At 63.4% G+C, this 26,164-nt stretch carries 26 protein-coding genes; 10 read left to right on the forward strand and 16 right to left on the reverse strand.

Annotation, left to right across the window (positions count from 1 at the left end):
• Window positions 1-29: 29 nt before the first annotated feature.
• Window positions 30-1,046, reverse strand: a complete 1,017-nt coding sequence (gene pstS, locus ACP7DD_RS14920; protein ID WP_426175705.1) for a phosphate ABC transporter substrate-binding protein PstS — start codon at window positions 1,044-1,046, stop codon at window positions 30-32.
• Window positions 1,047-1,297: 251 nt separating this feature from the next.
• Between pstS and ppk1 the strand changes: the two genes are divergently transcribed.
• Together ppk1 and ACP7DD_RS14930 are read left to right on the forward strand one after the other, a co-directional pair.
• Window positions 1,298-3,385 carry a polyphosphate kinase 1 gene (ppk1, locus tag ACP7DD_RS14925; protein WP_426175611.1) on the forward strand — a complete coding sequence of 696 codons (2,088 nt, stop codon included), beginning with the start codon at window positions 1,298-1,300 and terminating at the stop codon, window positions 3,383-3,385.
• A 9-nt stretch (window positions 3,386-3,394) separates the two neighbouring features.
• On the forward strand, window positions 3,395-3,853 hold the full coding sequence (locus ACP7DD_RS14930) for a SixA phosphatase family protein (protein ID WP_426175612.1): 459 nt from the start codon (window positions 3,395-3,397) through the stop codon (window positions 3,851-3,853).
• Between the two features lie 257 nt (window positions 3,854-4,110).
• On the opposite strand, the gene ACP7DD_RS14935 is transcribed toward ACP7DD_RS14930, so the two are convergent.
• From ACP7DD_RS14935 to alr, 4 genes are all read right to left on the reverse strand, one after another.
• Window positions 4,111-4,431: a PilZ domain-containing protein gene (locus ACP7DD_RS14935; protein ID WP_426175613.1), complete on the reverse strand. Its 321-nt coding sequence runs from the start codon at window positions 4,429-4,431 to the stop codon at window positions 4,111-4,113.
• A gap of 63 nt (window positions 4,432-4,494) precedes the next feature.
• Window positions 4,495-5,115: a PEP-CTERM sorting domain-containing protein gene (locus ACP7DD_RS14940; RefSeq protein WP_426175614.1), complete on the reverse strand. Its 621-nt coding sequence runs from the start codon at window positions 5,113-5,115 to the stop codon at window positions 4,495-4,497.
• Window positions 5,116-5,265: 150 nt separating this feature from the next.
• Window positions 5,266-6,642, reverse strand: a complete 1,377-nt coding sequence (gene radA, locus ACP7DD_RS14945) for a DNA repair protein RadA (RefSeq protein WP_426175615.1) — start codon at window positions 6,640-6,642, stop codon at window positions 5,266-5,268.
• A gap of 20 nt (window positions 6,643-6,662) precedes the next feature.
• Window positions 6,663-7,769: an alanine racemase gene (gene alr, locus ACP7DD_RS14950; RefSeq protein WP_426175616.1), complete on the reverse strand. Its 1,107-nt coding sequence runs from the start codon at window positions 7,767-7,769 to the stop codon at window positions 6,663-6,665.
• 129 nt (window positions 7,770-7,898) lie between these two features.
• On the opposite strand from alr, the gene lplT reads away from it, so the two are divergent.
• Window positions 7,899-9,161 (forward strand): lysophospholipid transporter LplT, encoded by a 1,263-nt coding sequence (lplT, locus tag ACP7DD_RS14955; RefSeq protein ID WP_426175617.1) that lies wholly within the window; start codon window positions 7,899-7,901, stop codon window positions 9,159-9,161.
• Here lplT and ACP7DD_RS14960 read toward each other — a convergent pair.
• The 4 genes from ACP7DD_RS14960 to tsaB are packed head-to-tail and all read right to left on the reverse strand — an operon-like array spanning window position 9,158 to window position 12,123.
• Window positions 9,158-10,129 (reverse strand): DUF1853 family protein, encoded by a 972-nt coding sequence (locus ACP7DD_RS14960; protein ID WP_426175618.1) that lies wholly within the window; start codon window positions 10,127-10,129, stop codon window positions 9,158-9,160. The two genes, lplT and ACP7DD_RS14960, sit on opposite strands and share 4 nt — an antisense overlap.
• Window positions 10,113-10,943 (reverse strand): uracil-DNA glycosylase, encoded by an 831-nt coding sequence (locus tag ACP7DD_RS14965; RefSeq protein WP_426175619.1) that lies wholly within the window; start codon window positions 10,941-10,943, stop codon window positions 10,113-10,115. The genes ACP7DD_RS14960 and ACP7DD_RS14965 overlap by 17 nt, the downstream gene beginning before the upstream one ends.
• Window positions 10,940-11,416, reverse strand: coding sequence for a ribosomal protein S18-alanine N-acetyltransferase (gene rimI, locus ACP7DD_RS14970; RefSeq protein ID WP_426175620.1), 477 nt, complete (start codon window positions 11,414-11,416; stop codon window positions 10,940-10,942). The genes ACP7DD_RS14965 and rimI overlap by 4 nt, the downstream gene beginning before the upstream one ends.
• Window positions 11,413-12,123, reverse strand: coding sequence for a tRNA (adenosine(37)-N6)-threonylcarbamoyltransferase complex dimerization subunit type 1 TsaB (tsaB, locus tag ACP7DD_RS14975; RefSeq protein WP_426175621.1), 711 nt, complete (start codon window positions 12,121-12,123; stop codon window positions 11,413-11,415). Before tsaB ends, rimI begins: the two co-directional genes overlap by 4 nt.
• A gap of 401 nt (window positions 12,124-12,524) precedes the next feature.
• Between tsaB and ACP7DD_RS14980 the strand changes: the two genes are divergently transcribed.
• The 3 genes from ACP7DD_RS14980 to ACP7DD_RS14990 all read left to right on the forward strand — a co-directional run bounded on the left by ACP7DD_RS14980 (window position 12,525) and on the right by ACP7DD_RS14990 (window position 13,933).
• On the forward strand, window positions 12,525-12,926 hold the full coding sequence (locus ACP7DD_RS14980) for an Imm44 family immunity protein (protein WP_426175622.1): 402 nt from the start codon (window positions 12,525-12,527) through the stop codon (window positions 12,924-12,926).
• Between the two features lie 36 nt (window positions 12,927-12,962).
• The gene (locus tag ACP7DD_RS14985) at window positions 12,963-13,364 is read left to right on the forward strand and encodes an Imm44 family immunity protein (RefSeq protein ID WP_426175623.1); all 402 of its coding nucleotides are present in this window, start codon (window positions 12,963-12,965) and stop codon (window positions 13,362-13,364) included.
• A 146-nt stretch (window positions 13,365-13,510) separates the two neighbouring features.
• The gene (locus ACP7DD_RS14990; protein ID WP_426175624.1) at window positions 13,511-13,933 is read left to right on the forward strand and encodes a thioredoxin family protein; all 423 of its coding nucleotides are present in this window, start codon (window positions 13,511-13,513) and stop codon (window positions 13,931-13,933) included.
• A gap of 4 nt (window positions 13,934-13,937) precedes the next feature.
• Here ACP7DD_RS14990 and ACP7DD_RS14995 read toward each other — a convergent pair whose 3' ends face one another.
• Both ACP7DD_RS14995 and ACP7DD_RS15000 read right to left on the reverse strand, forming a co-directional pair.
• Window positions 13,938-16,202 (reverse strand): molybdopterin cofactor-binding domain-containing protein, encoded by a 2,265-nt coding sequence (locus ACP7DD_RS14995; protein WP_426175625.1) that lies wholly within the window; start codon window positions 16,200-16,202, stop codon window positions 13,938-13,940.
• Window positions 16,202-19,318 carry a bifunctional diguanylate cyclase/phosphodiesterase gene (locus ACP7DD_RS15000; protein WP_426175626.1) on the reverse strand — a complete coding sequence of 1,039 codons (3,117 nt, stop codon included), beginning with the start codon at window positions 19,316-19,318 and terminating at the stop codon, window positions 16,202-16,204. The genes ACP7DD_RS14995 and ACP7DD_RS15000 overlap by 1 nt, the downstream gene beginning before the upstream one ends.
• A gap of 236 nt (window positions 19,319-19,554) precedes the next feature.
• Here ACP7DD_RS15000 and ACP7DD_RS15005 point away from each other — a divergent pair, with 236 nt between their 5' ends.
• Entirely contained in the window at window positions 19,555-20,061 is a 507-nt protein-coding gene (locus ACP7DD_RS15005; protein WP_426175627.1) for a DUF1993 domain-containing protein, read from the forward strand.
• 83 nt (window positions 20,062-20,144) lie between these two features.
• On the opposite strand, the gene ACP7DD_RS15010 is transcribed toward ACP7DD_RS15005, so the two are convergent.
• Together ACP7DD_RS15010 and ACP7DD_RS15015 are read right to left on the reverse strand one after the other, a co-directional pair.
• Window positions 20,145-20,357: a DUF1289 domain-containing protein gene (locus ACP7DD_RS15010; RefSeq protein ID WP_426175628.1), complete on the reverse strand. Its 213-nt coding sequence runs from the start codon at window positions 20,355-20,357 to the stop codon at window positions 20,145-20,147.
• Window positions 20,338-20,907, reverse strand: a complete 570-nt coding sequence (locus ACP7DD_RS15015) for a DUF1415 domain-containing protein (protein ID WP_426175629.1) — start codon at window positions 20,905-20,907, stop codon at window positions 20,338-20,340. Before ACP7DD_RS15015 ends, ACP7DD_RS15010 begins: the two co-directional genes overlap by 20 nt.
• Window positions 20,908-21,360: 453 nt before the next feature.
• On the opposite strand from ACP7DD_RS15015, the gene ACP7DD_RS15020 reads away from it, so the two are divergent.
• From ACP7DD_RS15020 to ACP7DD_RS15030, 3 genes are all read left to right on the forward strand, one after another.
• Window positions 21,361-22,734 (forward strand): transglycosylase SLT domain-containing protein, encoded by a 1,374-nt coding sequence (locus ACP7DD_RS15020; protein ID WP_426175630.1) that lies wholly within the window; start codon window positions 21,361-21,363, stop codon window positions 22,732-22,734.
• Between the two features lie 394 nt (window positions 22,735-23,128).
• Window positions 23,129-24,526 (forward strand): DEAD/DEAH box helicase, encoded by a 1,398-nt coding sequence (locus ACP7DD_RS15025; RefSeq protein ID WP_426175631.1) that lies wholly within the window; start codon window positions 23,129-23,131, stop codon window positions 24,524-24,526.
• 121 nt (window positions 24,527-24,647) lie between these two features.
• Complete coding sequence (locus ACP7DD_RS15030) at window positions 24,648-25,046, forward strand: GFA family protein (RefSeq protein WP_426175632.1); 399 nt, start codon at window positions 24,648-24,650, stop codon at window positions 25,044-25,046.
• A gap of 26 nt (window positions 25,047-25,072) precedes the next feature.
• On the opposite strand, the gene ACP7DD_RS15035 is transcribed toward ACP7DD_RS15030, so the two are convergent.
• The 3 genes from ACP7DD_RS15035 to ACP7DD_RS15045 all read right to left on the reverse strand — a co-directional run bounded on the left by ACP7DD_RS15035 (window position 25,073) and on the right by ACP7DD_RS15045 (window position 26,008).
• Window positions 25,073-25,255 carry a hypothetical protein gene (locus tag ACP7DD_RS15035; protein ID WP_426175633.1) on the reverse strand — a complete coding sequence of 61 codons (183 nt, stop codon included), beginning with the start codon at window positions 25,253-25,255 and terminating at the stop codon, window positions 25,073-25,075.
• Between the two features lie 146 nt (window positions 25,256-25,401).
• A complete protein-coding gene (locus ACP7DD_RS15040) occupies window positions 25,402-25,632 on the reverse strand; it encodes a hypothetical protein (protein ID WP_099792145.1) in 231 nt (76 codons plus the stop codon).
• Between the two features lie 64 nt (window positions 25,633-25,696).
• Window positions 25,697-26,008, reverse strand: a complete 312-nt coding sequence (locus tag ACP7DD_RS15045) for a hypothetical protein (RefSeq protein WP_426175634.1) — start codon at window positions 26,006-26,008, stop codon at window positions 25,697-25,699.
• Window positions 26,009-26,164 lie beyond the last annotated feature (156 nt).

The following is a 26,164-nucleotide window of genomic DNA, read 5'->3' on the forward strand; positions in this document are numbered from 1 at the left end:
CTTCTTCTTTATAGAATGTGAAACTGGGCTTACCAGATCGCCTTGCCGGCGGCATCCTTCAGATTGGCTTTCCACGCGTCCTGCACCTGCTTGGTGACGACGTCGGGCATCGGCACGTAGTCGAGTTCAGCAGCGGCAGCGTCGCCGTTCTTGTAGGCCCAGTCGAAGAACTTGAGCACTTCCTTGCCCTTGACGCCGTCGGCCTGGGTCTTGTGCATCAGGATGTACGACGCGCCCGTGATCGGCCAGGCAGCCTTGCCGGACATGTCGGTCAGAACCACGCCGAAGCCCGGGGTCTTGGTCCACTCGGCGTTGGCGGCGGCGGCCTTGAAGTTCTCGTCGTCCGGCTGCAGGAACACGCCGTCCTTGTTTTTCAGCTGGGTGTGCGACATCTTGTTGCGCTTGGCGAAAGCCCACTCGACGTAGCCGATGCCGCCCTTGATGCGCTGCACGTTGGCGGCGACCCCTTCGTTGCCCTTGCCGCCCACGCCCACCAGCCACTTGACGGCGCTGCCGGCGCCGATCTTGGCCTTGAAGTCAGGGCTGGTCTTGGACAGGTAGTCGGTGAACAGGAACGAGGTGCCGGAGCCGTCGGCCCGGTGCACCACGGTGATTTCGTCGGCCGGCAGCGGCACGCCAGGGTTCAATGCGGCGATCACCGGATCGTTCCACTTGGTGATCTTGCCGAGGTAGATGTCGCCGATAACCGGGCCGGTGAGCTTCATCTGGCCTGGCGTCACGCCCGGCAGGTTCACCACCAGCACCACGCCACCCATGACGGCGGGGAACTGCACCAGGCCTTCGGCGGCCAGCTCTTCCGCCTTGAGCGGCATGTCGGAGGCGCCGAAGTCGACCGTCTTGGCCTTGATCTGCTTGATGCCGGCGCCGGAGCCGACCGACTGGTAGTTCAGGCCGTTGCCTGTGCTCTTCTTGTACATCTCCGCCCATTTGGCGTAGATCGGGTAGGGAAAGGTCGCGCCGGCACCGGTCATGTCGGCTGCGAAGGTCGCGCTGGAGGTCAGGATTGCGGAAGTGCCGATGATCATCGAGGCGAGCAGCAGTTTGATGCGCATATCAAATCCTTTAAGAGGGTGGCGGTGATTGCTGCGCAGTCTAGCCGGGAATTGTGACATGTTTATGACACGGGCCGGTGGCGTGAAATATTTCGGATTTCTGCTCCGTGATACTCTGGCGTAACCGGTTTTAATGGCGCACGATTGCGCTGCCCGGTCATGCCGCTGTCACAATTCCTTATTACGATAAAGTAACTGTAATAATCGAGATCTTCCTAGCCAAGATGACAACAAAAAACGCGCTGCACGCAGAATCGCCGAAAGCCGCCGTGTTCCTGGACCGCGAGATGTCGCAGCTGCAGTTTAACCGCCGTGTGCTGGCGCAGGCGGAGGACAAGCGCTTGCCGCTGCTCGAGCGGTTGCGTTATCTATGCATCGTCAGCAACAATCTCGACGAGTTCTTCGAAGTGCGCGTGGCCAGCCTGCTGGCGCAAGGCGCGCTGCACGACGATCCGGCGCTCGACGCCACGCTGGGGCGCATCAGCCGCGAGTGCCACGCGCTCGTCAAGCAACAGTACGACATCCTCAACACCGAAGTGCTGCCGCAGCTGCGCGCCAAGGGCGTGCACCTGGTGCGCCACACCGACCGCAACGAAGCGCAGCGCGCGTGGGTCAAGCAATATTTCGAGCAGCAAGTGCGCCCGCTGCTGACGCCGATCGGGCTCGACCCGGCCCATCCGTTTCCGCAGGTGGTCAACAAGAGCCTCAATTTCATCGTCTCGCTGTCGGGCAAGGACGCGTTCGGCCGCGGTACTGCGATCGCCATCGTCAAGGCGCCGCGCGTGCTGCCGCGCGTGATCCGCCTGCCCGACCACCTGGCCAAAGGCGGCGGCGCTGCATTCTGCCTGCTGTCGTCGGTGATCCATTCGCACATCGAGGACATGTTTACCGGGCGCGACGTCATCGCCTATTCGCAGTTCCGCGTCACCCGCGACAGCGACCTGTGGGTCGACGAGGACGAAGTGAAGAACCTGCGCCAGGCGCTCAAGGGCGAGTTGCAGGGCCGCCAGTTCGGCACCTCGGTGCGGCTGGAAGTGGCGAAGAACTGCCCGCCCGAGCTGTCGGACTTTTTGCTGGCCCAGTTCTGCCTCGACCCGAGCCGGCTGTACGCGGTCGACGGCCCGGTCAACCTGGTGCGCCTCGCCGAGCTAATCGACGAAGTGCGCCAGCCCGGCCTGCGCTTCGAGCCGTTCATTGCCGGCATGCCTGCCAAGACCGCCAACCTCAGCATTTTCGATCAGATCCGCAAGCACGACATCTTGCTGCACCACCCTTTCCAGTCGTTCCAGACGGTGATCGACTTCATCTGCGTGGCCGCCAGCGACCCGCACGTGGTGGCCATCAAGCAAACGATCTACCGCACCGGCATGAATTCGGAGCTGATGGAAGCGCTGATGGCGGCGGCGCGCTCGGGCAAGGAAGTGACCGTCATCGTAGAACTGATGGCGCGCTTCGACGAGGAGGCCAACATCAACTGGGCCGACAAGCTCGAGCAGGCCGGCGCCCAGGTCGTGTACGGCGTGGTCGGCCTGAAGACGCACGCCAAGGCGGCGCTGGTGATCCGGCGCGAACCGGACGGCCTGCAGTACTACGCCCACCTCGGCACCGGCAACTATCACCTGACCACGACGCGGCTGTACACCGACTTCGGCCTCTTGACGGCCAACCCGGCGATGGGCGAGGATGTCAACGAGGTCTTCATCCACCTGACCAGCCTGACCAAGCCGCACAAGCTGAACCACCTGTGGCTGGCGCCGTTCGCGCTGCAGGCCGAAATCATCAAGGCGATCCGCAACGAGGCGCGGCTGGCCAAGTCCGGGCGGCCGGGGCGCATCATCGTCAAGATCAACGCGCTGGTGGACGAATCGGTGATCCGCGCGCTGTATGCGGCCTCGGCCGACGGCGTCAAGATCGACCTGATCGTGCGCGGCGCGTGCATCCTGCGCCCCGGCGTGCCGGGGCTGTCGGAGAATATCAAGGTGCGCTCGGTGATCGGGCGTTTTCTCGAGCACAGCCGCATTTATTATTTCCGCAACGACCTGGCGCACGACGTGTACCTGGCCAGCGCCGACTGGATGACGCGCAACCTCTTCCGCCGGGTCGAGGTAGCGTTCCCGGTGCTCGACAAGGCGCTCAAGCGGCGCGTCATCGCCGAAGGGTTGAACCCCTACCTGAAAGACAACTCGAACGCGTGGGAGCTTGACGCGAACGGCCACTATCACCGGCGCAAGGCGCGCGGCAAGCAGGCCGAATTTTCGGCGCAGCGGCACCTGATGGAGTTACTTGGATTGAAAGACGGCAGCAACGCATAGGAGAACGACATGGATCTGATCTTGTGGCGGCATGCGGAAGCGGAGGACAGCGAGCCGGACATGGAGCGCGTGCTGACGGCGAAGGGCCAGAAGCAGGCGCGGCGCATGGCCGAATGGCTCGGTGCGCAGTTGCCGGACGCGTGCAAGATCCTGGTCAGCCCTGCCCTGCGCACCTTGCAGACGGTGGCGCCGCTGGGGCGAAAGTTCAAGATGGCGCCGGAACTGGCGCCAGGCGCCGGCCCGCAAGACGTGCTGCGCGCGGCGAACTGGCCCAATGGCAAGGAGCCGGTGCTGGTGGTTGGTCACCAGCCGACCTTGGGCCAGGTGGCCGCGCTGATCGTCGCCGGCCGCGCGCAGCCGTGGGAGATCAAGAAAGGGGCGGCGTGGTGGATTGCGCAGCGCGACCCGAAAGACCCCGACAGCCTGTACCTGAAGGCAGTGATGTCACCCGACATGATTGTTAAATAAAGCCTCGCCCAATCCTTGTAAATACAGCTGCTCCTGCTAAATTCTAAGAGCAGGCCACACGGGGAGGAGCACAGAAGTCTATGTTAGATTGGTTGATGATTGCCATTCTGGGCGGCATTGCCGGACTAGTCCTGAATGAAATAGCATCCGAGGTCCGGGGCAGCGCTCGCCGACTGCAAGACCGCTACCACGAGTAGCAAATTCACCAAGCGGCGCCCCAGGCGCCGTTTTCTTGTCCAGCTGCACACGGGTGGTAGTCAGCGCATGTACTTTGCCAGCAAGGTCATCGCCGGCAAGTCAAGGCTGAGGAACTGAAAGCCGATCTTGTATTCGCCATTGCTGAAGATGCAGTACAGCGCCTTCGAGCGCGTCCGGATGGTGTGCAGCTTGCCTTCCAGCGATACCTCGAAGCTGAGCGCGCAGTCACCGCCGGTCGGCATCGGCTGTGGATACGTCAGGCACAGGCCATTGCCGCCGACGTCGACCGTGCGGGCAGCCAGCGGCGCGGCACCGTCGAAGCTGACGAGGGCGCGCGCCTTTAATACCTTGCGCGGCGAAGTACGTTGTTCGTTAAACACAATGAATCCATAAGCAGCCGAAGTCAGCGGACATTATAGCTTGCACATGGTTTCCCTAGGGCATCAAGGGGTGCGCTTGCGGCGGCCGGCAGCAACTCCCAGCAAACCGAGGCCGAACAACGCCAGCGAGGCCGGTTCCGGCACGTTCACAACGTTAGCGCGCAGGATGACCTTTTCCCACGTGGTGCTGCCGTTCAGGTAATTGCTACCCGCGCGATAGCCGCCACTCATCTTGCCCTGCGAGGTATGCCAGCAAAGCCGGTCGATCTCGCCCGACCCAGCGGTGTCGCAGCTGTTGCGGCTGACCACGTCGCCGACGCCCGCGAAACCCCAGGACTGGCTCAGTCCGAAATACCATTCAACACCGTTGGCGACGTGAACCGTATTGCCGGTCGTGGCAAAAGTTACGTCCTCATCGTTGGCCGCGGCGAGCATGAAGAACTCGCTGGTGCCAACCTTGCGCGCTGCCAGCATCAGGTAATCGCCCTTGCAGCCGTCCAGGATCGTCGAAATCGACTGTCCGCTGGCGTTGTAGAGCGCTGAATAACATTGCGTGAAGCCCCACGCGGCAACGCTGCTGGCTGCGACGTTGTATTGGATGCCGGAAGGCAGGACCGAGGCGTGTGCGGCCATCGGCAGGCTGAAGGCGGCTGCAAGTGCGAGTGCGGAGAAGATCGATTTCATCAGTAAATCCCTATTGTAAGTTTTATTTACAATAAGCAATTAGCGTGCCACCAAAGAAACATCATGCCGATCAAGGACTTAGGAATTTACCATGTTGCGAGTGTAAAGTTTTCCGACGGAAATTTAGGTTTCTAAAATGCCACAGAGAGGTCAATCGAGCTCACGCAACTTGTTGAATGCCTCGTCGATGCGCTCGACGGCGACGATCGTCATGCCTTCGATTTTCTGTTTCGGCGCGTTCGATTTCGGGATCATCGCGATCGAGAAACCGAGCTTGGCCGCTTCGCGCAGGCGCTCCTGGCCGCGCGGCGCCGGGCGAATTTCGCCGGCCAGGCCGACTTCGCCGAACACCACCAGTCCGCGCGGCAAGGCCTTGTTGCGCATCGACGAGTTAATCGCCAGCAGCACGGCCAGGTCGGCCGCCGGCTCGGTAATCTTGACGCCGCCCACCGCGTTGATGAACACGTCCTGGTCGAACGCGGCGATGCCGGCGTGGCGGTGCAGCACGGCCAGCAGCATCGCCAGCCGGTTCTGCTCGAGGCCGACCGACAGCCGGCGCGCGTTCGGCAGGTGGCTGGTGTCGACCAGCGCCTGGATTTCCACCAGCAACGGCCGCGTGCCTTCCTGCGTCACCATCACCACCGATCCCGGCACGGCGCTGTCGTGGCTCGACAAAAACAGCGCCGACGGGTTCGACACGCCCTTCAGCCCCTTCTCGCTCATGGCGAACACGCCCAGCTCGTTGATGGCGCCGAAGCGGTTCTTGATGGCGCGCACCAGACGAAAGCTCGACTGGGTGTCGCCCTCGAAGTACAGCACCGTATCGACGATGTGTTCGAGCACGCGCGGGCCGGCCAGCGCGCCCTCTTTCGTGACGTGGCCGACCAGGATGATGGTCACGCCGGTCTGCTTGGCGACCCGGGTCAGCTGCGCGGCGCATTCGCGCACCTGCGCCACCGAGCCGGGGGCCGAGCTGAGGGCGTCGGAATACACCGTCTGGATCGAGTCGATGACTGCGACGTCCGGTTTCAGGTCGGCCAGCGTGCCGAGGATTTTCTCGAGCTGGATTTCGGCTTGCAGCTTCAGCGACGTCGCTTCGACGCCGAGCCGGCGCGCGCGCAGCGCGATCTGGGCGCCGGACTCCTCGCCGCTGACGTACAGCGTGCTCTTGGCCTGCGAGATGTTGGCCAGCGCCTGCAGCAGCAGGGTCGACTTGCCGATGCCCGGGTCGCCGCCGATCAGCACCACGCCGCCGGCCACCAGGCCGCCGCCGAGCACGCGGTCGAATTCCTCGATGCCGGTGCCGAAGCGCGGCACGTCGACCGCCTCGATGTCGGCCAGCGACAGCACCGGCGCCGTCTGCGCCAGGCTGCGGTGGACCGGGTTCGACAGCCGGTTCACGCCCGGCGTATCGACCACCGTCTCGACCAGCGTGTTCCACGCGTGGCAAGCCGGGCACTGGCCGGTCCATTTGTTGCTGATGCCGCCGCATTCGCTGCAGGTGTAGTTCGTTTTTGCTTTTGCCATGGTGTTGTTTGGTTCCCAGGTTACGCCGGCTGGCCCATCGGGCCTTCGTGCACGCGCACCCGCGGCGCCAGCGCGCACATCAGTTCATAGCCGATCGTGCCGGCCGCCATCGCTACTTCGTCGATCGGCAGCCCATCGCCCCACACTACCACCTTGCTGCCGACCCGCGCATTCGGGATCGGCGCCAGGTCGACCGTCATCATGTCCATCGACACGCGCCCGATCAGGCTGGTGCGCACGCCGTCGACCAGCACCGGCGTGCCGTGCGGCGCGTGGCGCGGATAGCCGTCGGCGTAGCCGCAGGCGACGACGCCGACCGTAGTCGGGCCGCTCGCCTGGAAGCGGCTGCCGTAACCGACCGTGTCGCCGGCAACGAGCTGCTGGACGCCGATGATGGCCGAGGCCAGCGTCATCGTCGGGCGCAGCTTGTAGTCGGCCGCGGTGCGCACGCCAGGGGTGCCGCCGTACAGCATCACGCCGGGACGCACCCAGTCGTTCGACAGTTCGGCGGCCAGCTCGGCCTGCTGCAGCACGCCGCCCGAATTGGACAGGCTGCGCTCGCCGGCGAGGCCATCGGCGCCGATCTGAAAGCGGCGCACCTGCTCGCGCACCGTCAGCAGCGGATGCTCGAGCTCGTCAGCATTGGCGAAATGGGTCATCAGGGTAATGTTGCGGATGCCCGGGATCGCCCGCAGCCGGGCGTGCGCGGCGGCATACTCGGACGGCATGAAGCCGAGCCGGTTCATGCCGGTGTTCATCTTCAGGTGCACGTCGATCGGACTCGTCAGCCGGGTGTATTCGAGCATCTTGATCTGCTCGATGCAGTGGATGGCGCTGTTAAAGCCGTATTCCGCCAGCAGCGGGATGTCGGCCGCCTCGAAAAACCCTTCCAGCAGCATGATCGGCTTGGTCCAGCCCAGTTCGCGCAGGCGCACTGCATTCTCGGTTTCGATCAGCGCCAGGCCGTCGGCGTCGGCAAAGCCGCGCAGGCCGCGCTCGAGCCCGTGGCCGTACGCGTTCGCCTTGACCACTGCCCACACTTTTGCGTTCGGCGCGCAGCCGCGTGCACGGGCCAGATTGTGCCGCATGGAATCGAGGTGTATGGTTGCGCTCAGCGGCCTTGGCATAGGGAAATTGGGAAGTAGATATGAAGCGGGTATTTTACCGGACCAAGCCCAGCATGCACTGCTGATTTCTTTGGCTTCCGGATCATTCATGGTATAAAGCAACCCAGACCAGACTTTAGAACTACTCGAATGAATCGTGGTTTTTACACCATCATGGCGGCGCAGTTTTTTTCGTCGCTGGCAGACAACGCCCTGTTCTTTGTGGCGATCAGCCTGCTAACTGCGATGAATGCACCGCCGTCGCTGACGCCGCTGCTGAAACTGTCGTTCGTGCTGTTTTACGTGTTGCTGGCCGCTTTCGTCGGCGCCTTCGCCGACGCCCTGCCGAAGGGCAAGGTGATGTTCATCGCCAACCTGATCAAGATCTTCGGCTGCGTGCTCATCTTTTTTCTGGTCCATCCGCTGCTGGCGTACGCCGTGGTCGGCTTCGGCGCGGCGGTGTATTCGCCGGCCAAGTACGGCATCCTGACCGAACTGCTGCCGCCTGAAAAACTGGTTGCCGCCAACGGCTGGATCGAAGGCCTGACGGTAACCTCGATCATCCTCGGCACCGTGATGGGCGGCTCGCTCGTGGCCGCGCGCTCGTCGCACTTCCTGCTCGGCTTCGACGTGCCGCTGATCGACACCGGCATCGACACGCCGACCGAAGCGGCGCTGTGCGTGGTGATGGGCTTGTACATTCTGGCCAGCATCTTCAACCTGTATATCCCCGACACCGGCGCCAAGTACGCGCCGCCGGAGCGCAACCCGATCAAGCTGATCGCCGATTTCGCCGAATGCTCGGCGACGCTGTGGAAGGACAAGCTGGGCCAGATCTCGCTGGCGGTGACGACGCTGTTCTGGGGCGCCGGCGCCACGTTGCAGCTGATCGTGCTGAAGTGGGCGGAAAAGTCGCTCAACCTGCCGTATGAAAAAGCCACCACCCTCGTCGGCGTCGTCGCCGTCGGCATCGCGCTCGGCGCGGCGGCGTCGGCGCGCATCATTCCGCTGAAAAAATCGCTGACCGTGATCCCGCTCGGTATCGCCATGGGCGTCATCGTCATGATCATGCCGCTGGTGACGTCGGTCAACCTGGCCTATCCGCTGCTGATCCTGATCGGCATCCTGTCGGGCTTTTTCGTCGTGCCGATGAACGCGCTGCTGCAGCACCGCGGCCACGTTTTGATGAGCGCCGGCCACTCGATCGCCGTGCAGAACTTCAACGAGAACCTGTCGATCCTGACCATGCTGGCGATGTACGCGATCATGATCTCGATGAACCTCGACCTGAACGTCATCATCGTGCTGTTTGGCCTGTCGGTGGCCGGCACCATGTGGGCGATCAAGCGCCGGCACGCCGCCAACCAGGCCATCCACGATTCGCTCGCGCTGATCGGCGAGCACAAACACTAGGCGCGCCAGGCGTTACCAGCCTGGCGCTGCGCCGCACGCGCGCGCCAGTCGTCCGGCACCACGAAGCCGCGCGCCGTTTCCACCATCGCCCCCTCCTGTTCGCGTAGCGCCGCCACCAGCACCGGCGCCTTCGCCGTTTCGAATTCCAGCGACAGCGATTCCTGCAAGGCTTGCGAAGTCAACGATTGCACGCCCGCTTCGGCGCGGTATGGGGCCAGCCACTGCAAGCGCGGCAGCACCACCCAGGCCTGCTCCGCGAGCGCGCCGACATCGGCCAGCGCGCACCAGAACCCGCGGCAATGCAGCTGTGCGATGCCATCCATCGCGGCGTTGATTGATCCGGCACTGCCGACCGGGTAAAACAGCCAGCCCTTGACCAGCGCTCGCGCGCGCAGAACTGGCCGCGGCAGCAGCGCCTGCGCCGCCGGATGGGACGCCAGCACCAGCTGCTTGTCGACGATCTTGCGCATCTTCTTGCCCAGGCTGTCGGCCAGGTTGGGACCGACGAAGGTGTCGAAGCGCGACGCGGCCGTCCCTTCCAGCAGATAGAACTTGGTGGCGAATTCGATATGCTCGACGCCATCCGGGCCGGCATCGAGCAGGAAGTCGAACTCGCCGACGGTGTCGTTGCGGGCGGCGCGCACCTGCAAGCCGTGCGCGACCAGCTGGCCATGCTGCTGATAGTAGAACGCCATCAGTTTTTCGGCGTACAGGCCAAGGCGCGTGTAGATCTTCCCGCCGAGCGCCGCATCCAGCGCCGATGGGTCGCGGTCCAGCTGCGCCAGCCAGTCGCGCACGCCGGCGGTAACTGCCTGCGGCGCGGCGATCTTTCCTTCCCAATGGGGATCGTCAGGGTCGAGCAGGCCGGGCGCGTCGAGCAGCCAGACCAGCGCGCGCACGTGAGGACGCGCCAAGTGGCCCCAGCGCCGCGCGAACTGCGCCTGGTAGTTGTCAGTCGGTAGGGACATTGGCGGACTTCGCCAGGCACAGGTCGGCCCACGCCAGCGCCTTGTCGGCGCCGCGGCGCAGCAGCTCGCCCGGATGCAATGTCGCCACCAGCGGCACGCCGTTCAGCTGGCGCACGCTGCCGCGGGAGCCGGCCAGCGGCTCCTGCAGCGGCTTGCCCAGCAAGGCGTTGGCGGCGATCTGGCCCATCGTCAGCACGGTGCCGGCGCCGCACAGCGCCAGCTCGCGCTCGAGGAATGGGCGGCATGCCAGAGCCTCGTCGGCAGTCGGCGCGCGGTCGCCGCCGGTGGCCGTCGCCGGCCGGCACTTGACCAGGTTGGTGACATATACGTTCTCGTCGCGCGAGAGCTGTACTGCCGCGAGCATGTTCGCCAGCAGCTTGCCCGGGTCGCCCGCCAGCGGCTGGCGTTCCTGCTCGTCGACCGCCGTGGTGGCACCGGCGGCGACCATCCACACCGCCGCGCGGGCGCCGTTGCCGAGGACCGCCTTGCGGCCGTCCTTGCAGCCGCAGCGCGCGCACGCGCCGATCGCCGCGTTCAGCGCGCGCCAGTCCATGCGGGCGATTTCTTCTTCGGTGGCCGGCGGCGGTGGCGGGCTCTCGCCCCAGGCCGAATCGATCTTGCTGCCTGGCGCCGGCGCCGGCGACGGCATCGGCTGCGAGTAGGCGGCCGGCGCTGGTGCCGGCGCTGGTGTCGCTGCGGCGGCCGGAGCCTCCATCACTGCCTCGGGTGCGGGCTCGCTGCCACGCACGCTCCACAGCGGCGTGATGCCCATCTCGGCCAGGAAGGCCGCGCTGCGGTCTGATATGCCGTTCATAGTTCAAACCTCATCACGATGGCGTCCTCGCGTTGTCCGTTGTGAGCCGGGTAGTATGCCTTGCGGCGGCCGATTTCGACGAAGCCGTAGCGCAGGTAGATCTTCAGCGCCCGCAGGTTCGATGGCCGCACTTCGAGCAGCATTGATTCGGCGCCGAGGCCGCGCGCGCAGGCGGCTATCTTGTCGAGCAAATACAGGCCGAGACCGTGGCCCTGGCGGTTGGCGGCGACCGAAACGTTGAGCAGGTGCGCCTCGTCGACGGCCGCCATCAGCAGGAAGTAGCCGGCCAGTTCGCCGTGATCGCGCAGCACCCACGCCTGATAGCCGGCGTTGAGCGAATCGGCGAAATTACCGCGGCTCCACGGATGCGGATAGACGGTCAGTTCGAGCGCGTACACCTCGTCCAGGTCGGCCGCCGTCATCGGCGCGTAGTCGAAGCGGTCGAATGCGGCGATGTGCTGCGCTGCCGTCATGCGGCGGCCTTGGCGGCGTTGATCACCACGCGCTCGGCGCTGGTGAAGGCGATCTTGTTGCGCAGGTAGAGCGGCTGCGCCTCGGCCGGCGACACCGTGCGGCCCGCGGCCAGTTCGACGCGCGCCAGTTGCGCCACCTGGCTCGCGTGCGGCATCACGTCGGTTAATGCGGCGGCGGCGAAGTCGCGGCCGGCAAACGCTTCCGGGTACGCCGAAAAGCCGTTGCCGCAGGCAGCCAGCGGCGCGCTAGTGGCGACCGGCGCCACGTCGCCAGGTGCGCACAGCGCCGGCTCCGACACAGTGTGCCAGCCGTCGGCGTAGCGGTACTGTGCCCAGTAGACTTCGCCCATGCGCGCGTCGAGCACTGCCACCACTTCGGTGGCGCCGGTTTGTTCGCGGCAGGCTTGCGCCATGGCCGGCAGCGTCACAATCGGCACCACCGGAAGGCTGGCGCCGTAGGCCAGGCCCTGGGCGATGCCGCAGGCGGTGCGTACGCCGGTAAACGAGCCGGGGCCCGACCCGAAAGCGATGGCGTCGCAGTCGCGCAGGGCAATGCCGGCTTCGGCGAGCAGCTCCTGCACCATGGGCAGGATTGACTGCGAATGGGTGCGCACGCCGGACGAAGAGCGCGCCAGCAGCGTGTCGTCGCTCAGCAGCGCGCAGGACGCCAGTTCGGACGAGGTTTCAATGGCGAGAATAATAGACATCCGCGTATTTTAACCCGGCGGAGCTCCCCTGCATCAGTGTGGGGCTGCGACGACGCCAGAACGGTGGGAGAGATAGATCGTTAGCCGACAGGTCCTGAAGACTACCCGGCTCCACCGCGCATTTGACAATCACCTCCCGTGACAAGGTGGCGTGCACAACCACCTCCACGCCAAGTCATGCCGACGGCGGAGCTCGCCGCATCCACTAGTCAAGGTCGAGTTCGCATGGCGCTACACAAGTGATACAGGCTTGGTAATAAATATTTATCAATATGTTAGATAGATATCGTGCAAGAGTGGTCGTTTCGTCGACAGTACAAACGCACTTCACCGAAGAAATCAAGTGTCCAAGGCGGAGAACCGGGGGATCGGACCGCTACTCAGCAAATCGGATTATTAAGATGAAAATATTTATCTCGGGTGAAGTGCAGTCGGAGGTAGGAAACGTCTATCGAATTGCAATGCTGAAGATTGAACAAGTTTTCAATGCACACCTTGCAGAACACAGGTTCGGATCGGGGTTGGTCAAAATAGCATACATTGCGATAATTCGACGCATCGACACACCAACCTTCGATGAGGTAAAGAAATATCGGACGAGAGAACATTCGGCGGAGTTCCGGTTGAAGATACTATTCAAGGATTGCCTGTTCGCAGATACAGCCGAGATGACCCGCCTTGTCGCTGCCTCACTACACCGGGCCATTACGTTGCTAAAGGACATGAGGATCCCCGACTTTGATTGTGATGCATTCGAATCGGAATTCCTCGCGTTGGCCAAGTCCGAAAACTGGCTCAACTAAGACAACTTGTGGAAGTGGATAAATCGGAATACTAAGATGAAAATCTTTATATCAGGCGAAATACAGTCCGGAGTCTACGATCTCTACAGAATTGCGGCTCGCAAAATTGAGCAAGCTTTCAGTGAGCATTTTGGTGACAAGGCATTCGGTTCGAGTTTGGTGGATCTGACGTATATTGCGATCATTCGAAACATAGAATCCGGCACTTTCAACGAAGTCAAAAAATACAGGAAAAAAGAACACTCGGTAGAGTTCCGATTGAAGATCCCCTTCGCGGCTTGCCTGCTCGCAGATACAGCCGAAATGACGCGCCTTGTCGCTGCCTCACTGCACCGGGCGATAGCGCTTCTGAAGGACATGAAGATCCCCGACTTTGATTGTGATGCTTTCGAATCGGAGTTCCTTAAGTTGGCCAGGCGCGAAAACTGGCTCAACTGATGCGACCCATCCGAGACAGACCGGAAAGATAGCAAGCTAAAATTGTCGTCTAACCTTAAGAGTGGGGCAGCTCAACGGGACAGGATGGCTCGCGTGGACCGGAAATTGGCCATGACGAATCTTGTAGCCGATGTAGAATGCCACACATGCTCAGCCTCACTCTCGACAACGACAACCGCGCCGATATCGCCTCGGCGCTGGCCGGCGACCGCTGGACGGTGGCCTGCCTGTGCGCCGGCTGGTGCGGCACTTGCACCACTTACCGCGCCACGTTCGAACAGATCGCCGCGCGCCACCCGGACAAGCACTTCATCTGGGTCGACATCGAAGACCAGGCCGACGTCGTCGGCGAACTCGATGTCGAGAACTTCCCCACCCTGCTGGTCCAGCGCGGCGATACCGTCGCCTTCTTCGGCACCGTGCTGCCGGATCCGTCGCTGGCCGAACGGCTGCTGGCGGCGCAGGTCGCGCATACGGACGAGGAACTCGAACGCCTGTCGGCCAGCACCGAGGAACGGCGCCGCTGGCAGCGCGACTGCAACCTGCGCGCGCTGCTGCTGGCCTCTTAAAAAATTACGCGAGCCGCAGCGGCAGGCTGCGCAGCCGCTGGCCGGTCAGCACGAATAGCGCGTTGGCTACCGCCGGCGCGATCGGCGGCGTGCCCGGTTCGCCCACGCCCTCCGGCGGCTCGGCGCTGGCGATGATGATCGTCTCCACCTGCGGCGCCTGCGCCATTCTCAGCACCGGGTAATCGTGAAAATTGGTCTGCTCGACGCGGCCATTCTTGATGGTGATTTCGCCCGACAGTGCCGCCGACAGGCCAAACAGTACCGCCGACTCGATCTGCTGCCTGATGATGTTCGGGTTGACCGCGATGCCACAGTCGATCGCGCACACCACCCGGTGCACGCGGATGGCCATGCCTTCGACGGATACCTCGGCCACCTGCGCGACGATGCTGCCGAACGACTGGTGCACCGCAACGCCATGCGCGCGTCCGGCCGGCGCGCTGCCGGCAGCGGCCAGCGCGGCGTCGAGCACCGCCAGGTGGCGCGGGCGCTTTGCCAGCAGGGCGCGGCGGAAGCCGGCGCCATCCTGGCCGGCCGCATGCGCCAGCTCGTCGATGAAACTTTCCTTGAAAAACGCGTTGTGCGAATGGCCGACCGAACGCCAGTAGCCGATCGGCACCGCGCTGTCGGCGATCACGTGCGCCACGCGCTGGTTGGCGATCTCGTACTGCATGTCGTACTCGCCTTCGGCGGTGGTCTTGTCCGGGCCAAAGCCGGGCAGGCCGAGCGTGCGCGGAAAATACTGGTGGCCGATCGATCCGCTGACCGACTTGTTGTCGTAGGCGACAATGCGGCCGGCCGCATCCAGGCTGCCGGCAAAGCGCGCCAGCGCCGCCGGGCGGTAGACGTCGTGCGTCATGTCGTCCTCGCGCGACCAGATCAGCTGCACCGGCCGGCCATCGGCGCTGGTGCTGGCAGCCACCGCCACCGCCTGCGCCACCATGTCGATTTCGAGTCGGCGCCCAAAGCCGCCGCCGATCAGCATGACGTCGATCGATACGTATTCGCGTCCGACGCCGGCCACCTTGGCGGCGATGTCGACGGCGATGCTCGGCACCTGCGTCGACGCCCACAGCTGCACTTTGCCGTCGCTGACCTGCGCGGTGCAGTTGACCGGCTCCATGGTGGCATGCGCCAGGAACGGCGCGCGGTATTCGGCGCGGATCGTCTTGGCGGCGCCCTTGGCGCCGTCCTGGCTGCCCGACTGGTGGTACACCCAGCCGGCGGCGTCGTCGAGCCGCTCGGCAAAGTCCTTGAAGATGGCGGCGCTCGACAGCTTGGCCGCGTCGCCGTCATCCCACACGATAGTCAGCGCCGCCGCGGCCTGCTTCGCCGCCCACCAGGTCGTCGCGATCACCGCGATGCCGGCGCCGGCGCCACTGCGCTTGCCGAGCGCCGCCGAAAAATCGACCACGCCGATGACGCCCTGGCGCTGTTTGACGGCGGTGGCGTCGTACGAGGCGACGCGCCCGCCAATCGCCGGCGACATCCGCACTGCCGCGTACAGCAAACCGGGCGGACGCGCGTCGATGCCGAACGTCGCGCTGCCGTCAACCTTCGATTGGGAGTCGCGGCGCGGTTGCGCGGTGCCGATCAGCTTGAAATCCTTTGGCTGCTTCAGGCGCACGTCGGCCGCTTCGATGCGGGCGCCCTCGCCGGCCGCCTTGGCCAGGCTGGAGTACGAGGCGCGCTTGCCGGACGCGTGGATGACGAAGCCGGCCTCGGTGCGGCACTCGGCGGCCGGCACGCGCCACTGCGTTGCGGCGGCGACCACCAGCATCGCGCGCGCGGCGGCGCCGGCTTCGCGCATCGGCCCCCACGCATCCTTGACGCTGGTCGAGCCGCCGGTAAACATGATGCCCAGTTCGCGCGACACTTTGCCGAGCATCCACTGGGCGCCGTCGCGGGTGCTGCCACGTTCGTCCGGATGGAACGGTAGCACGTCGCGCAGCATCGCCACGTTGGAAAAGATCTTGTCGATCGGCGCCTGCACCACCTGCACCATCGCCAGCGGCACGTCGAGTTCTTCGGCCAGCAGCATCGGCAGCGCGGTGTGCACGCCCTGCCCCATCTCGCTGCGCGGCACCACCACCGAAACGGTGCCGTCGGTCCCGATCGCGACCCAGCCGTTGAGGGCGACGGCGCCGTCCTTGACCGGCAGCGGCCGGGCGCTGTAGAGGCGCTGGCGCAGCGGCATGAAGCCCCAGCCGACCACCAGCGCGGCGCCGGCGGCCAGGCCACCGAGCAGGAAGCGGCGGCGCGATGCCATCAGCGCCAGCGCTCCAGGATGACGCCGGCCAGCTCAGGGCGGCTGTACAGGTAGCCCTGCGCCTGATTGCAGCCGTGGCGCAGCAGGAACGCTGCCTGGTCCTCGGTCTCGACGCCTTCGGCGATGACCGACAGGTTCAGGCTCTTGCCAAGCTGGATGATGGCGATCGCGATCGCCTCGTCGTTGCTGTCGGTCGAGATGTCCTTGATGAAGCTGCGGTCGATCTTCAGCGTCTGCACCGGCAGCTGCTTCAGGTACGCCAGCGACGAATAGCCGGTGCCGAAATCGTCGATCGCCAGCCCGACGCCGATCGCGTGCAGGTCGTTGATGAACACCAGCGCGTCGCCGGTATTCATGATCACCGACTCGGTCACTTCGAGCTGCAGGCGGTGCGGCTCCAACCCGGTCTCCCTCAGGATCTCGGCGACCATGCTGACGATGCTGCCGCGCTCGAACTGCTTGACCGACAGGTTGACCGCGATCTTCGGCACGTACAGGCCGGCCTGCTGCCAGCGGATCATCTGGCGGCACGATTCGTTCAGCACCCATTTGCCGAGCTGGTTGATGAAGCCGGTGTCTTCGGCCAGCGGGATGAAGCGCACCGGCGGCACCAGGCCCAGTTCCGGGTTATCCCAGCGCACCAGCGCCTCGACGCCGATCAGGCGGCCGCTGTCGACTTCGACCTGCGGCTGGTAATTGAGGAAGATTTCGTCCTTCTCGATCGAGCGGCGCAGCATCGTCTCCAGGCGCAGCCGCTCGACGCCTTCGCCAGTCATCGACGGCGCGTAGAACTGGAAGCCGTTGCGCCCGCGCGCCTTGGCCTGGTACATCGCCACGTCGGCGTTACGGATCAGCATATTCAGGTCGGTGGCGTCCTGCGGATAGACGCTGATGCCGACGCTGCCGGTGACGAACAGCTCGTAGTCGGCGACCATGAACGGCTGCTCGAACATCGACACGAGCTTGCCGGCGACGTGGCCGGCGCCGGTCTGGCCGCCGATGTTTTCGAGCAGGACGATGAACTCGTCGCCGCCCAGGCGCGCCAGCGTGTCGCCCTCGCGCAGCTCGCCGGCGAGCGCGCTGGCGACCTGCTTGAGCAGCTCGTCGCCGACGTGGTGGCCGAGCGTGTCGTTGACGTTCTTGAAGCGGTCCAGGTCGATGAACAGGATCGCCAGCTGCTCCTTGTCGCGCCCTGCGCGCTGCAGCGCGTGCTGCAGGCGGTCGTGGAACAGCAGCCGGTTCGGCAGCGCAGTCAACGGATCGTGATGGGCCATGTGATCGAGCTTGTCCTGCGATTCCTTGACCTTGGTGATGTCGCTGAAGACTGCCACATAATGGGTGATCTCGCCGTGGTTGTCGCGCACCGCGGACACCGTCAGCCACTCGAGGTACAACTCGCCGTTCTTGCGCATGTTCCACACTTCGCCGCGCCAGAAGCCGTTTTCGCGCAGGTCTTCCCACATCTCGAGGTAGAACGAGATGTCGTGGCGCGACGAGCGCGTCAGCATCGAGTCCTGGCCGATCGCGTCGATCTCGATATAGCCGGTGATCTGGGTAAACGCCGGATTGATGGCGACGATGCGGCCGTTGACGTCGATGACCATCACGCCGTCGGCGATGTGTTCGAGCACGGTGGCCGACAGGCGCAGCTTTTCCTCGGCCAGCTTGCGCTCGGTGACGTCGGCGAACACCCAGATGCTGCCGTCTTCGGCGCGCTGCGGGTCGAGCGCGTAACCGCTGGCCAGGCACCAGACGGTGCTGCCATCGCTGCGCAGGTACTGGCGCTCTTCGGTGAAGTACTTGCCGTCGGCGAGCGTGGCGTACTGGCGCGAACCCGATTCCTCGAACTCCTGCTCCGACAGGAACAGCAAGGCCATCGACGCGCCCGTCAGCTGGCCGCTGGTGTAGCCGAACAGCTCTTCGCAGCGGCGGTTGACCGACACCACGCGGCCGCGGCGCAGGAACATCACGCCGAACATCACGTTGTCGAGAATGGCGCTCTGCTCGGCGAGCAGGCCTTCGATGCGCACCTGGTTGTGTTTGCGCTCGCTGATGTCCGACAGGATGCCGTCGATCCACAGCAAGGCGCCGTCCGGGCCGACCAGCGGCTGGCCTTTTTCGTCGACCCAGCGCTCGGCGCCGACCGCGTCGATGATGCGGTATTCGACCTGGTACGGCAGGCCGGCGGCGATCGCCTCGCTGACGACGCGGCGCTGCGTGCGGCGGTCCTCCGGCGCGATCAGGTTGGTCCACGCCTCGGCGCTGCCGCGCATGGCCAGCGCCGCCGGATAGCCGCTGATGTCGGCGATGGCCTCGCTGACGAAATCGATGACGCCGTCCGGACGCACGCGAAACACCGCGCCCGGCACCTGGGTGACGATGGTGCGAAAACGCTCCTCGCGCCGGCCGATGTCTTCGAACAGGTGGCGGATGGCCACGCGCATCTGTTCCATCTGGCTGCCCAGGCGTCCCAGTTCGTCGCTGCCGTGCAGCTCGAGCGGGGTTTCGAAGTCGCCGCGCGAGAGGCGGTCGGAAAAGCCGGTCAGCGTGCGCAATGGCGACAGCAGGCGCTTGTTGAGGAACAGGACGATCAGCAGCAGCGAGATGGCCAGCTGGCCAGCGAGCACCAGCGCGTAGCTCGACTGCTTGCGCAGCAGCTCCTGCTGGCTGCGCACGTCGTCCATCTCGACTTCGACGGTGCCGATGCGCTCGCCGCGCACGACGATGTCGCGCACGGTGTGGTAGACGGTGCCTTCGGCCGGGCGCGGCGAGCGGATCGACACGAAGCCCGGATCGGCCTGGCCGGTCACTTTGATGAGCAGCACCGCCGGGTCGCGCATGACCGACTCGCCCAGCGAGCGGGCCGATTCGGCGTTCATGTTCCACAGCGACTCCTGCATGCCGAGCGCGAGGATGTCGGCGTTGCGCTGCAGCGCGTCGTCGAGCGCGCCGCGGGCGGCCTTCTTTTCCTGCACGCCGATCAGCAGGTAGCTGCCGACCGTGGCGGGCAGCACCAGGCCGCCGCCGACCACCAGCAGCAGCGCGCCGTAGATAGAAGACAGTCGGTACAGCCGGCCTAGCCTCGAGGGCAATCGGCGAAAGGCCGCTTTAAACATTCACTTGCAACTCAAACATGGCACGCATCATCCCGGCACATCGCGCCGGAGCCTTTGAACGGGTTAGTTACAGCTAGAAAAATTTCTTGTATGTAATTATCAAGCATATTCACGGCCAAGTCACCAACTAGCGCGCGCGGTGGGCAAAAGCGAGACACGGCGGTTGACATCGGGCTGGCGAGCAGGAATGGCCGCACCTTGCTATGATCGCTACACTTTTTCTCAGGGGATCCCTCATGACGTTTTCTATGTACTCGGCATCGGCGCCGGTTTTCAAGCAGATTCTCAACAGCCTGGCGGCGATCATCGACAAGGCCGAGGCCCACGCCGCCGAGAAGAAGATCGAGCCGGCCGCGCTGCTGCAGGCACGCCTGTTTCCCGACATGTTCCCGTTCACCCGGCAGATCCAGGTCGCGGCCGACTTCGCCAAAGGCGCGGCGGCGCGGCTGGCCGGTGTGGAAGTGCCGAAGTATGAAGATACCGAGCAGTCGTTCGCCGACTTGAAAGAGCGCATCGCCAAGACGGTCGCGTTCATCGACAGCCTGCCGCAGGACGGCATCGAAGCGAGCGCGCAGCGCGACATCACCACCGGCAGCGGCGACAAGGCCAAGCAGTGGAAAGGCCAGCTCTACCTGATGCATTACGCGCTGCCGCACTTCTTCTTCCATTCGACGACGGCGTACGACATCCTGCGCCATAACGGCGTGGAAGTTGGCAAGAAGGATTTCGTCGGTAGTTTTTAACGGTCGATTCGCAATCGCGCCGTCATTCATCCGCAAACCACGGTTTGTGAGCTGGCGGTGCAAGGAGAGCAGTCTGGCGGCGATTACTTGTTCCTGCGCGGGTAGCCTTGCGACAGGATGCGCTGCCACACGAGCTCCTTTTGCAGCTCGCTCATCGACACCCAGTGCGCCACTTCGACGACGGTACGCCCGCACCCGCGGCACACCTCGTCGAACGTGGTCGAGCAGACCGCGACACAGGGCGTGTCCGGCCGCGTTGGCGCGGCAGCCATCAGCTCACCGGGCGGGGCCGACATCGAGCGCGTCCCAGCCGTCATGGCCCAGCTTTTCCATCGTTTCCATGTTCTTCTCGAAGATCTGCTCGGCTTCGGGAAACGCCTCGACCGCGCGGTCGATGCTCTCCTCGCGCAGCAGGTGCAAGATCGGGTACGGCGCCCGGTTCGTGTAGTTGGCGATGTCGTTGATGTCGGAATCGGCAAACTGGTACTGCGGGTGGAAACTGGCGACCTGGATCTCGCCGTCGAGCTGCATGTCTTCCACGGCGGCGTCGGCGACGTCGAGGAACTCGTTGTAGTCGAGGAAATCGGTGAGCACGAACGGATGGATCAGCAAGGTCGTGTCGACGTCTTCCGGATCGGTGTCGGCCAGGTTCTGCAGCTCTTCCATCAGCTGCTCGAGCACGGCTTCCGGCGTGGTCGCGCTGGAGACGACGTAACGCACTTGTTTTTTGACATGAACGGCTTTGGCAAACGGACACAGGTTCAGGCCGATGACGGCTTTTTCTAACCAGTTTTCGGTGGCGGCAACGATCTGGTCGTCGTCGGCATTCATGTTTGCGGTGCTCATGGTGGTGCTTTCAGGTTAGCGGCGCATCGCGCCATACGCAAATTGTACGGCACCGGCGCCGCCAGCCGCTACCGGCACCGAATACGTGATCAGTATGACAATGCTCAGCATCAAAAAATCTCAGCCCAATTTCAGTACAGATAATAGCAATTTTGGTATTGGTCAAACTGCTAGCGAGCAAAAGGTAAATTGACGCGAGCAGCCTCATCCGGGATGCCGTTCTTATAGAAGAGATAGCCGACATACTCCCCGGTGTATGCACTCGCCGTGCTGCGCAGAAACGTCGATACTCCCGCCAAATTCTGTTTATATTATTGAAATTATTGGCCCGGGAAGTTGTCAAGAAATTGTGTAACTCGATTGAGTAAACGCTTGACTGATCAGTAAAGTGGTACGTACACTCCGAACTCATTCATCGTCAGTCCAAAACACCGGGCGTCACAATGCAAGCCTATGCAAAACCTGACCCGCAACACCGTTTCGTTGGCAGCACTGGTATGTTTGCTTGCCCCCGCCATTTCCCAGGCGAACGATTACTCCGCTGAAACGCCAACGCAGGCGTACGGCGCTGTTGCGGCCAAGCCAGCCACCGCGCTGACTGCCTTCAAGACTGACGAACTGAACGAATCGAACCTGTGGGGCCGCATCCGCAGCGGCTATGCCATTCCCGATATCGACAATGCACTGGTGGGCAAGCATGTCACCTGGTACAGCACCCGTCCCGACTACATCGCGCGCACGTCGGCGCGCGCCTCGCGTTACCTGTACCACGTGGTCCAGGAACTCGAGAAGCGCAACATGCCGACCGAACTGGCGCTGCTGCCGATCATCGAGTCCGCCTTCAATCCGCAAGCCTATTCGAGCGCCAACGCGTCGGGCATGTGGCAGTTCGTGCCCGGCACCGGCAAGGACTACAACCTGAAGCAAAACATGTTCAAGGACGAGCGCCGCGGCGTGCTGGCCTCGACCGATGCCGCCCTGTCCTACCTGCAAAAGCTGTACGGCATGTTCGGCGACTGGCAACTGGCGCTGGCCGCCTACAACTGGGGTGAAGGCAACGTCCAGAAGGCGATCAAGAAGAACCAGTCGCTCGGCAAGCCGACCGACTTCGAAAGCCTGGCTGAACTGATGCCGGCCGAGACGCGCAACTACGTGCCGAAGCTGCAGGCAGTCAAGAACATCATCGCCAACCCGGCCCAGTACGGCGTGGCGCTGCCGGCCATCGACAACCAGGCGTATTTCACCACCGTCGACAAGACCAGCGACATCGACTTGACCATCGCAGCCCAGCTGGCCGAGCTGTCGATCGACGAGTTCAAGGCGCTCAACCCGCAGTTCAACCGCCCGGTCATCACCGGCGGCGAGCAGACCAAGATTTTGCTGCCGAAAGAGAACGCGGCCAAGTTCACCACCAACCTGGCGAGCTGGGGCACCAAGCTGTCGACCTGGACCACGCACAAGATCACCGGCGCCAAGGAAAGCATTGCCAGCCTGGCGTCGCGCTTCGGCACCACGCCCGATGTCATCCGCCAGGCCAACAACATCCCGGCGCAGTCCGGCGTGAAGGCCGGCTCGACCATTTTGGTGCCGAAAATCTCGACGTCGTCAAACACCGACATTGCCGAGCACATCGTCGACAACGCCGTGGTCGCGTTCGAAGCCGAGCGGGCCAGCAAGCGCGGTTCGCGCAATGCCGAGCCGATGAGTGGCGCGCAGAAGCTGAAAGCACGGGCGGCAAACGCCGTTGCCGAAATCAAGAGCCGGGTCACGGGCAAGCGCACCAAGACGATGGTCGCCGAACCGCAGACCCGCAAGCGCGCCGGCTGATCAGCGCCAGGCACGACAAAAGCGGACGGCTTGCCGTCCGCTTTTTCATTGCTGCGCTGAATCAGACCACCAACAGATAGCCGCACACGCACAGTGAAAGTACTGTATAGTGTCGTTTGTGCGCTGCAATACGATTCGCCGGCAAGTCCAGGCGATGGCAGTTAAAGCAGTTACAAGAAGCAAACACGCAGCTTCGCAAGCCCCAGGGGTATCGATCCGATACCCCTCAATAAAGCCCTCCCGCCTTGTGTGTCGCACCTGACACCGTCCCGGCGCAAAGCTTTTGTGCCGAAATTTCTTTCATTTCTGAGTCATTTCGTTTGTGGTTGGCGTTGCTATATTGCGCTCTGAGCATTAGCTCGGGCGCTGATCTCTACCGAAAGAAAAGAAAACAATGAGTTTTGAAGCATTAGGCCTCCATGAATCAATCGTCAAAGCAGTGACCGAAGCCGGATACACCATTCCTACGCCTGTCCAGGCGCAAGCTGTACCTGCGGCCATCGAAGGCCGTGACCTGCTGGTCTCGTCGCAGACCGGTTCCGGCAAGACCGCGGCATTCATGCTGCCGGCGCTGCACAAATTCGCCGTGGCCGAGCAATCGCCTGCGGCCAAAACCGCCGCCCAGGAAGCGCAATCGGCGCGCGCCCGTGGCGAGCGTCCACGTTTCAAGGCTGCCCAGCCGAAAATGCTGGTGCTGACCCCAACCCGCGAGCTGGCACTGCAAGTGACCGCCGCGACCGAAAAATACGGTACCGGCATCCGCCGCATCAAGGCCGTGTCGATCCTGGGCGGCATGCCTTACCCGAAACAGATGCAACTGCTGGCACGCAACCCGGAAATCCTGGTCGCTACCCCAGGCCGCCTGATCGACCACATGGAATCGGGCAAGATTGATTTCTCGGAACTCGAAGTGCTGGTACTCGACGAAGCTGACCGCATGCTCGACATGGGTTTCATCGACGACATCGAGAAGATCATTGCAGCGACGCCGGCGAACCGCCAGACGATGCTGTTCTCGGCCACGCTCGACGGCATGGTCGGCAACATGGCGCGCCGCATCACGAAGGACCCGATGGTCATTCAAATCGCCAGCTCGTCCAGCCGCCACGACAACATCTCGCAGCGCGTTCACTTTGTCGACGACCTGTCGCACAAGAATCGCCTGCTCGACCACCTGCTGCGCGACGAGACGCTCGACCAGGCTGTTGTGTTCACCGCTACCAAGCGCGACGCCGACACCATCGCCGACCGCCTGAACATCGCCGGTTTCTCGGCCGCCGCACTGCATGGCGACATGCACCAGGGCGCGCGTAACCGTACCCTCGACAGCCTGCGCCGTGGCCAGGTAAAGGTGCTGGTTGCCACCGACGTTGCCGCTCGCGGTATCGACGTGCCGAACATCACCCACGTGTTCAACTACGATCTGCCGAAGTTCCCGGAAGACTACGTACACCGCATCGGCCGTACCGGTCGTGCCGGCCGCAACGGCCTGGCAATCTCGCTGGTGAACCATGCCGAAGGCATGAACGTCAAGCGGATCGAACGCTTCACCAAGCAACTGATTCCGGTGAACGTGGTCGAAGGCTTCGAGCCAAAGCGCAGCGCTTCGGCGCCGCGTTCGGCAGCACGTCCAGGCGGCTGGAAGCCGGGCGACAACCGCGCGGCAGCAGCGAAGCCGGGCCAGCGTACCTTCAGCAAGCCAAACGCACCGCGCAGCGGCGAAGGCGGCGGCTACAAGGGTTCGAACCCACGCTCGACCGACGGCGCCCGTCGCTCGTACGGCGATCGTTAATCGATTTGATCGATGAAGAAACGGCTACCTCGATAGCCGTTTTTTTTCGTCCATACCGTGCGGATTTGGTAATTCGACAACAAGCTGCTAGAGTCGCCCCTGTGCAAACGAGGGAGATTCAATGAAGGCGTATCGGGGGGGGTGTCATTGCGGTGCCGTCAGGTTCGAGGCGGACATCGACGTCGGTGCGGGCACGATTCGCTGCAACTGCTCGATCTGCTCGAAATTGCGGCTGTGGTCCGCGGTGGTTCAGCTCTGCTCGTTTCGCCTGCTGGCAGGCGAAGCCGACATGACGAACTACACCTTCAACACGCGGACAGACCAGCATCCATTCTGCAAGCACTGCGGCGTGCATGCATTCGGTGCCGGCAAATCGCCGCGCTGGGGGGATTTTTTCGCCGTCAACATCGCTTGCCTCGACGATATCTCCGTCGATGAGCTGCTTGCCGCGCCCATCAGCTATCTGGACGGGCGCAACGACAACTGGCACAGGCCGCCGGCCGAAACGCGCCACCTGTAGCAGCGCGTTACGGCAGCGCGAACGATTTAGCGGCGCACCTTCGATGCGAACGACGTTTCGCGGGCGTCCTTGTGACGATCTTCTTCCTCGGCCACACCGAGGTGCGCCTTGGCGTCGTGGTTGTTGCTGTGTTCGTTGCGCTCGCGCTCGACTTCGCGCTCGATGCGCGAATCGCGGAAGACCGGCCGGGTGGTTTCAAGACGTGCCATGGAAACTTTCAATCAAATATCGTATAAGTGGGATGGTAGCGCCGCTGTTTGCTGGCGCTCGCCGCGGTCAGTCGCACTCAGAATGCCTGATGTGTCCGTCTCAGTAAGTTGGCTGCTTCACATAGCGGGACGATCCGACGAAGAAATTATCCGTTGATGCGCATCAGGCGCTGGCCGTGGATGCCCCACAGGTAATCGGTGCCATCGACGCGGCCCGCCAGGGCCCAGCCGGTACCGACTTTCTGTACCGTCACTTCGCTAGCGATTTCCAGCGCCAGTTTCTCGGCCCACAGCGAAGCGCCGCCCTTCCCTTTGAACAGCTCCTTGCCTTCGAAGATCACGGTGGCGTCGTACACAGGCATGGCAAAAATGGTCATGATTTCAATCGCTTTCACTAACAAAATGGTGCGTAGTTTAACGCCTTTTGCCGACAGGCAGCAGTTAGCGCGGCAGGTAGCCTAACTCGGCCATGCACGCCACCGCGGTATCGGTGACCATTTGCGAGCGTAGCTTGAAGTTGTTCGACACCCTGTTGATGCATGATTGCACCGCGCGCGCTTTCGGCGCCACCGCCAGCGGGTCGCGCAGATTCAGGACTTTTTCGACGATGTCGGCGACCGTGATCAGCTGATTGGCAGCCGAAGCGGCGTGCCATTCACGCAGCGACGAGCCGTGCAAGGTCATGCCGACGGTCACTTCAGCCGGTGCATTCGCGCACGCCACGGCCAACACGAGGGAAATAACGATTCTCATGACGATCCTTTCCGAAAGTGCATCGAGCAGCAAGATTAACTGCAGAAGAATCGGAAAACTGCGCTCATCGGGCGCTCGGTTAAGCTGCATCAACCCCGGGGGTCAGTGCCGACAATCGGACACGGGCCCAGCAATAGCATGCGTTGAGGATGAGGC

Origin of the sequence: Massilia sp. TWR1-2-2, assembly GCF_049897565.1 — a bacterium.
In the GTDB taxonomy this organism is placed as follows: Bacteria; Pseudomonadota; Gammaproteobacteria; order Burkholderiales; family Burkholderiaceae_D; genus JAFCUW01.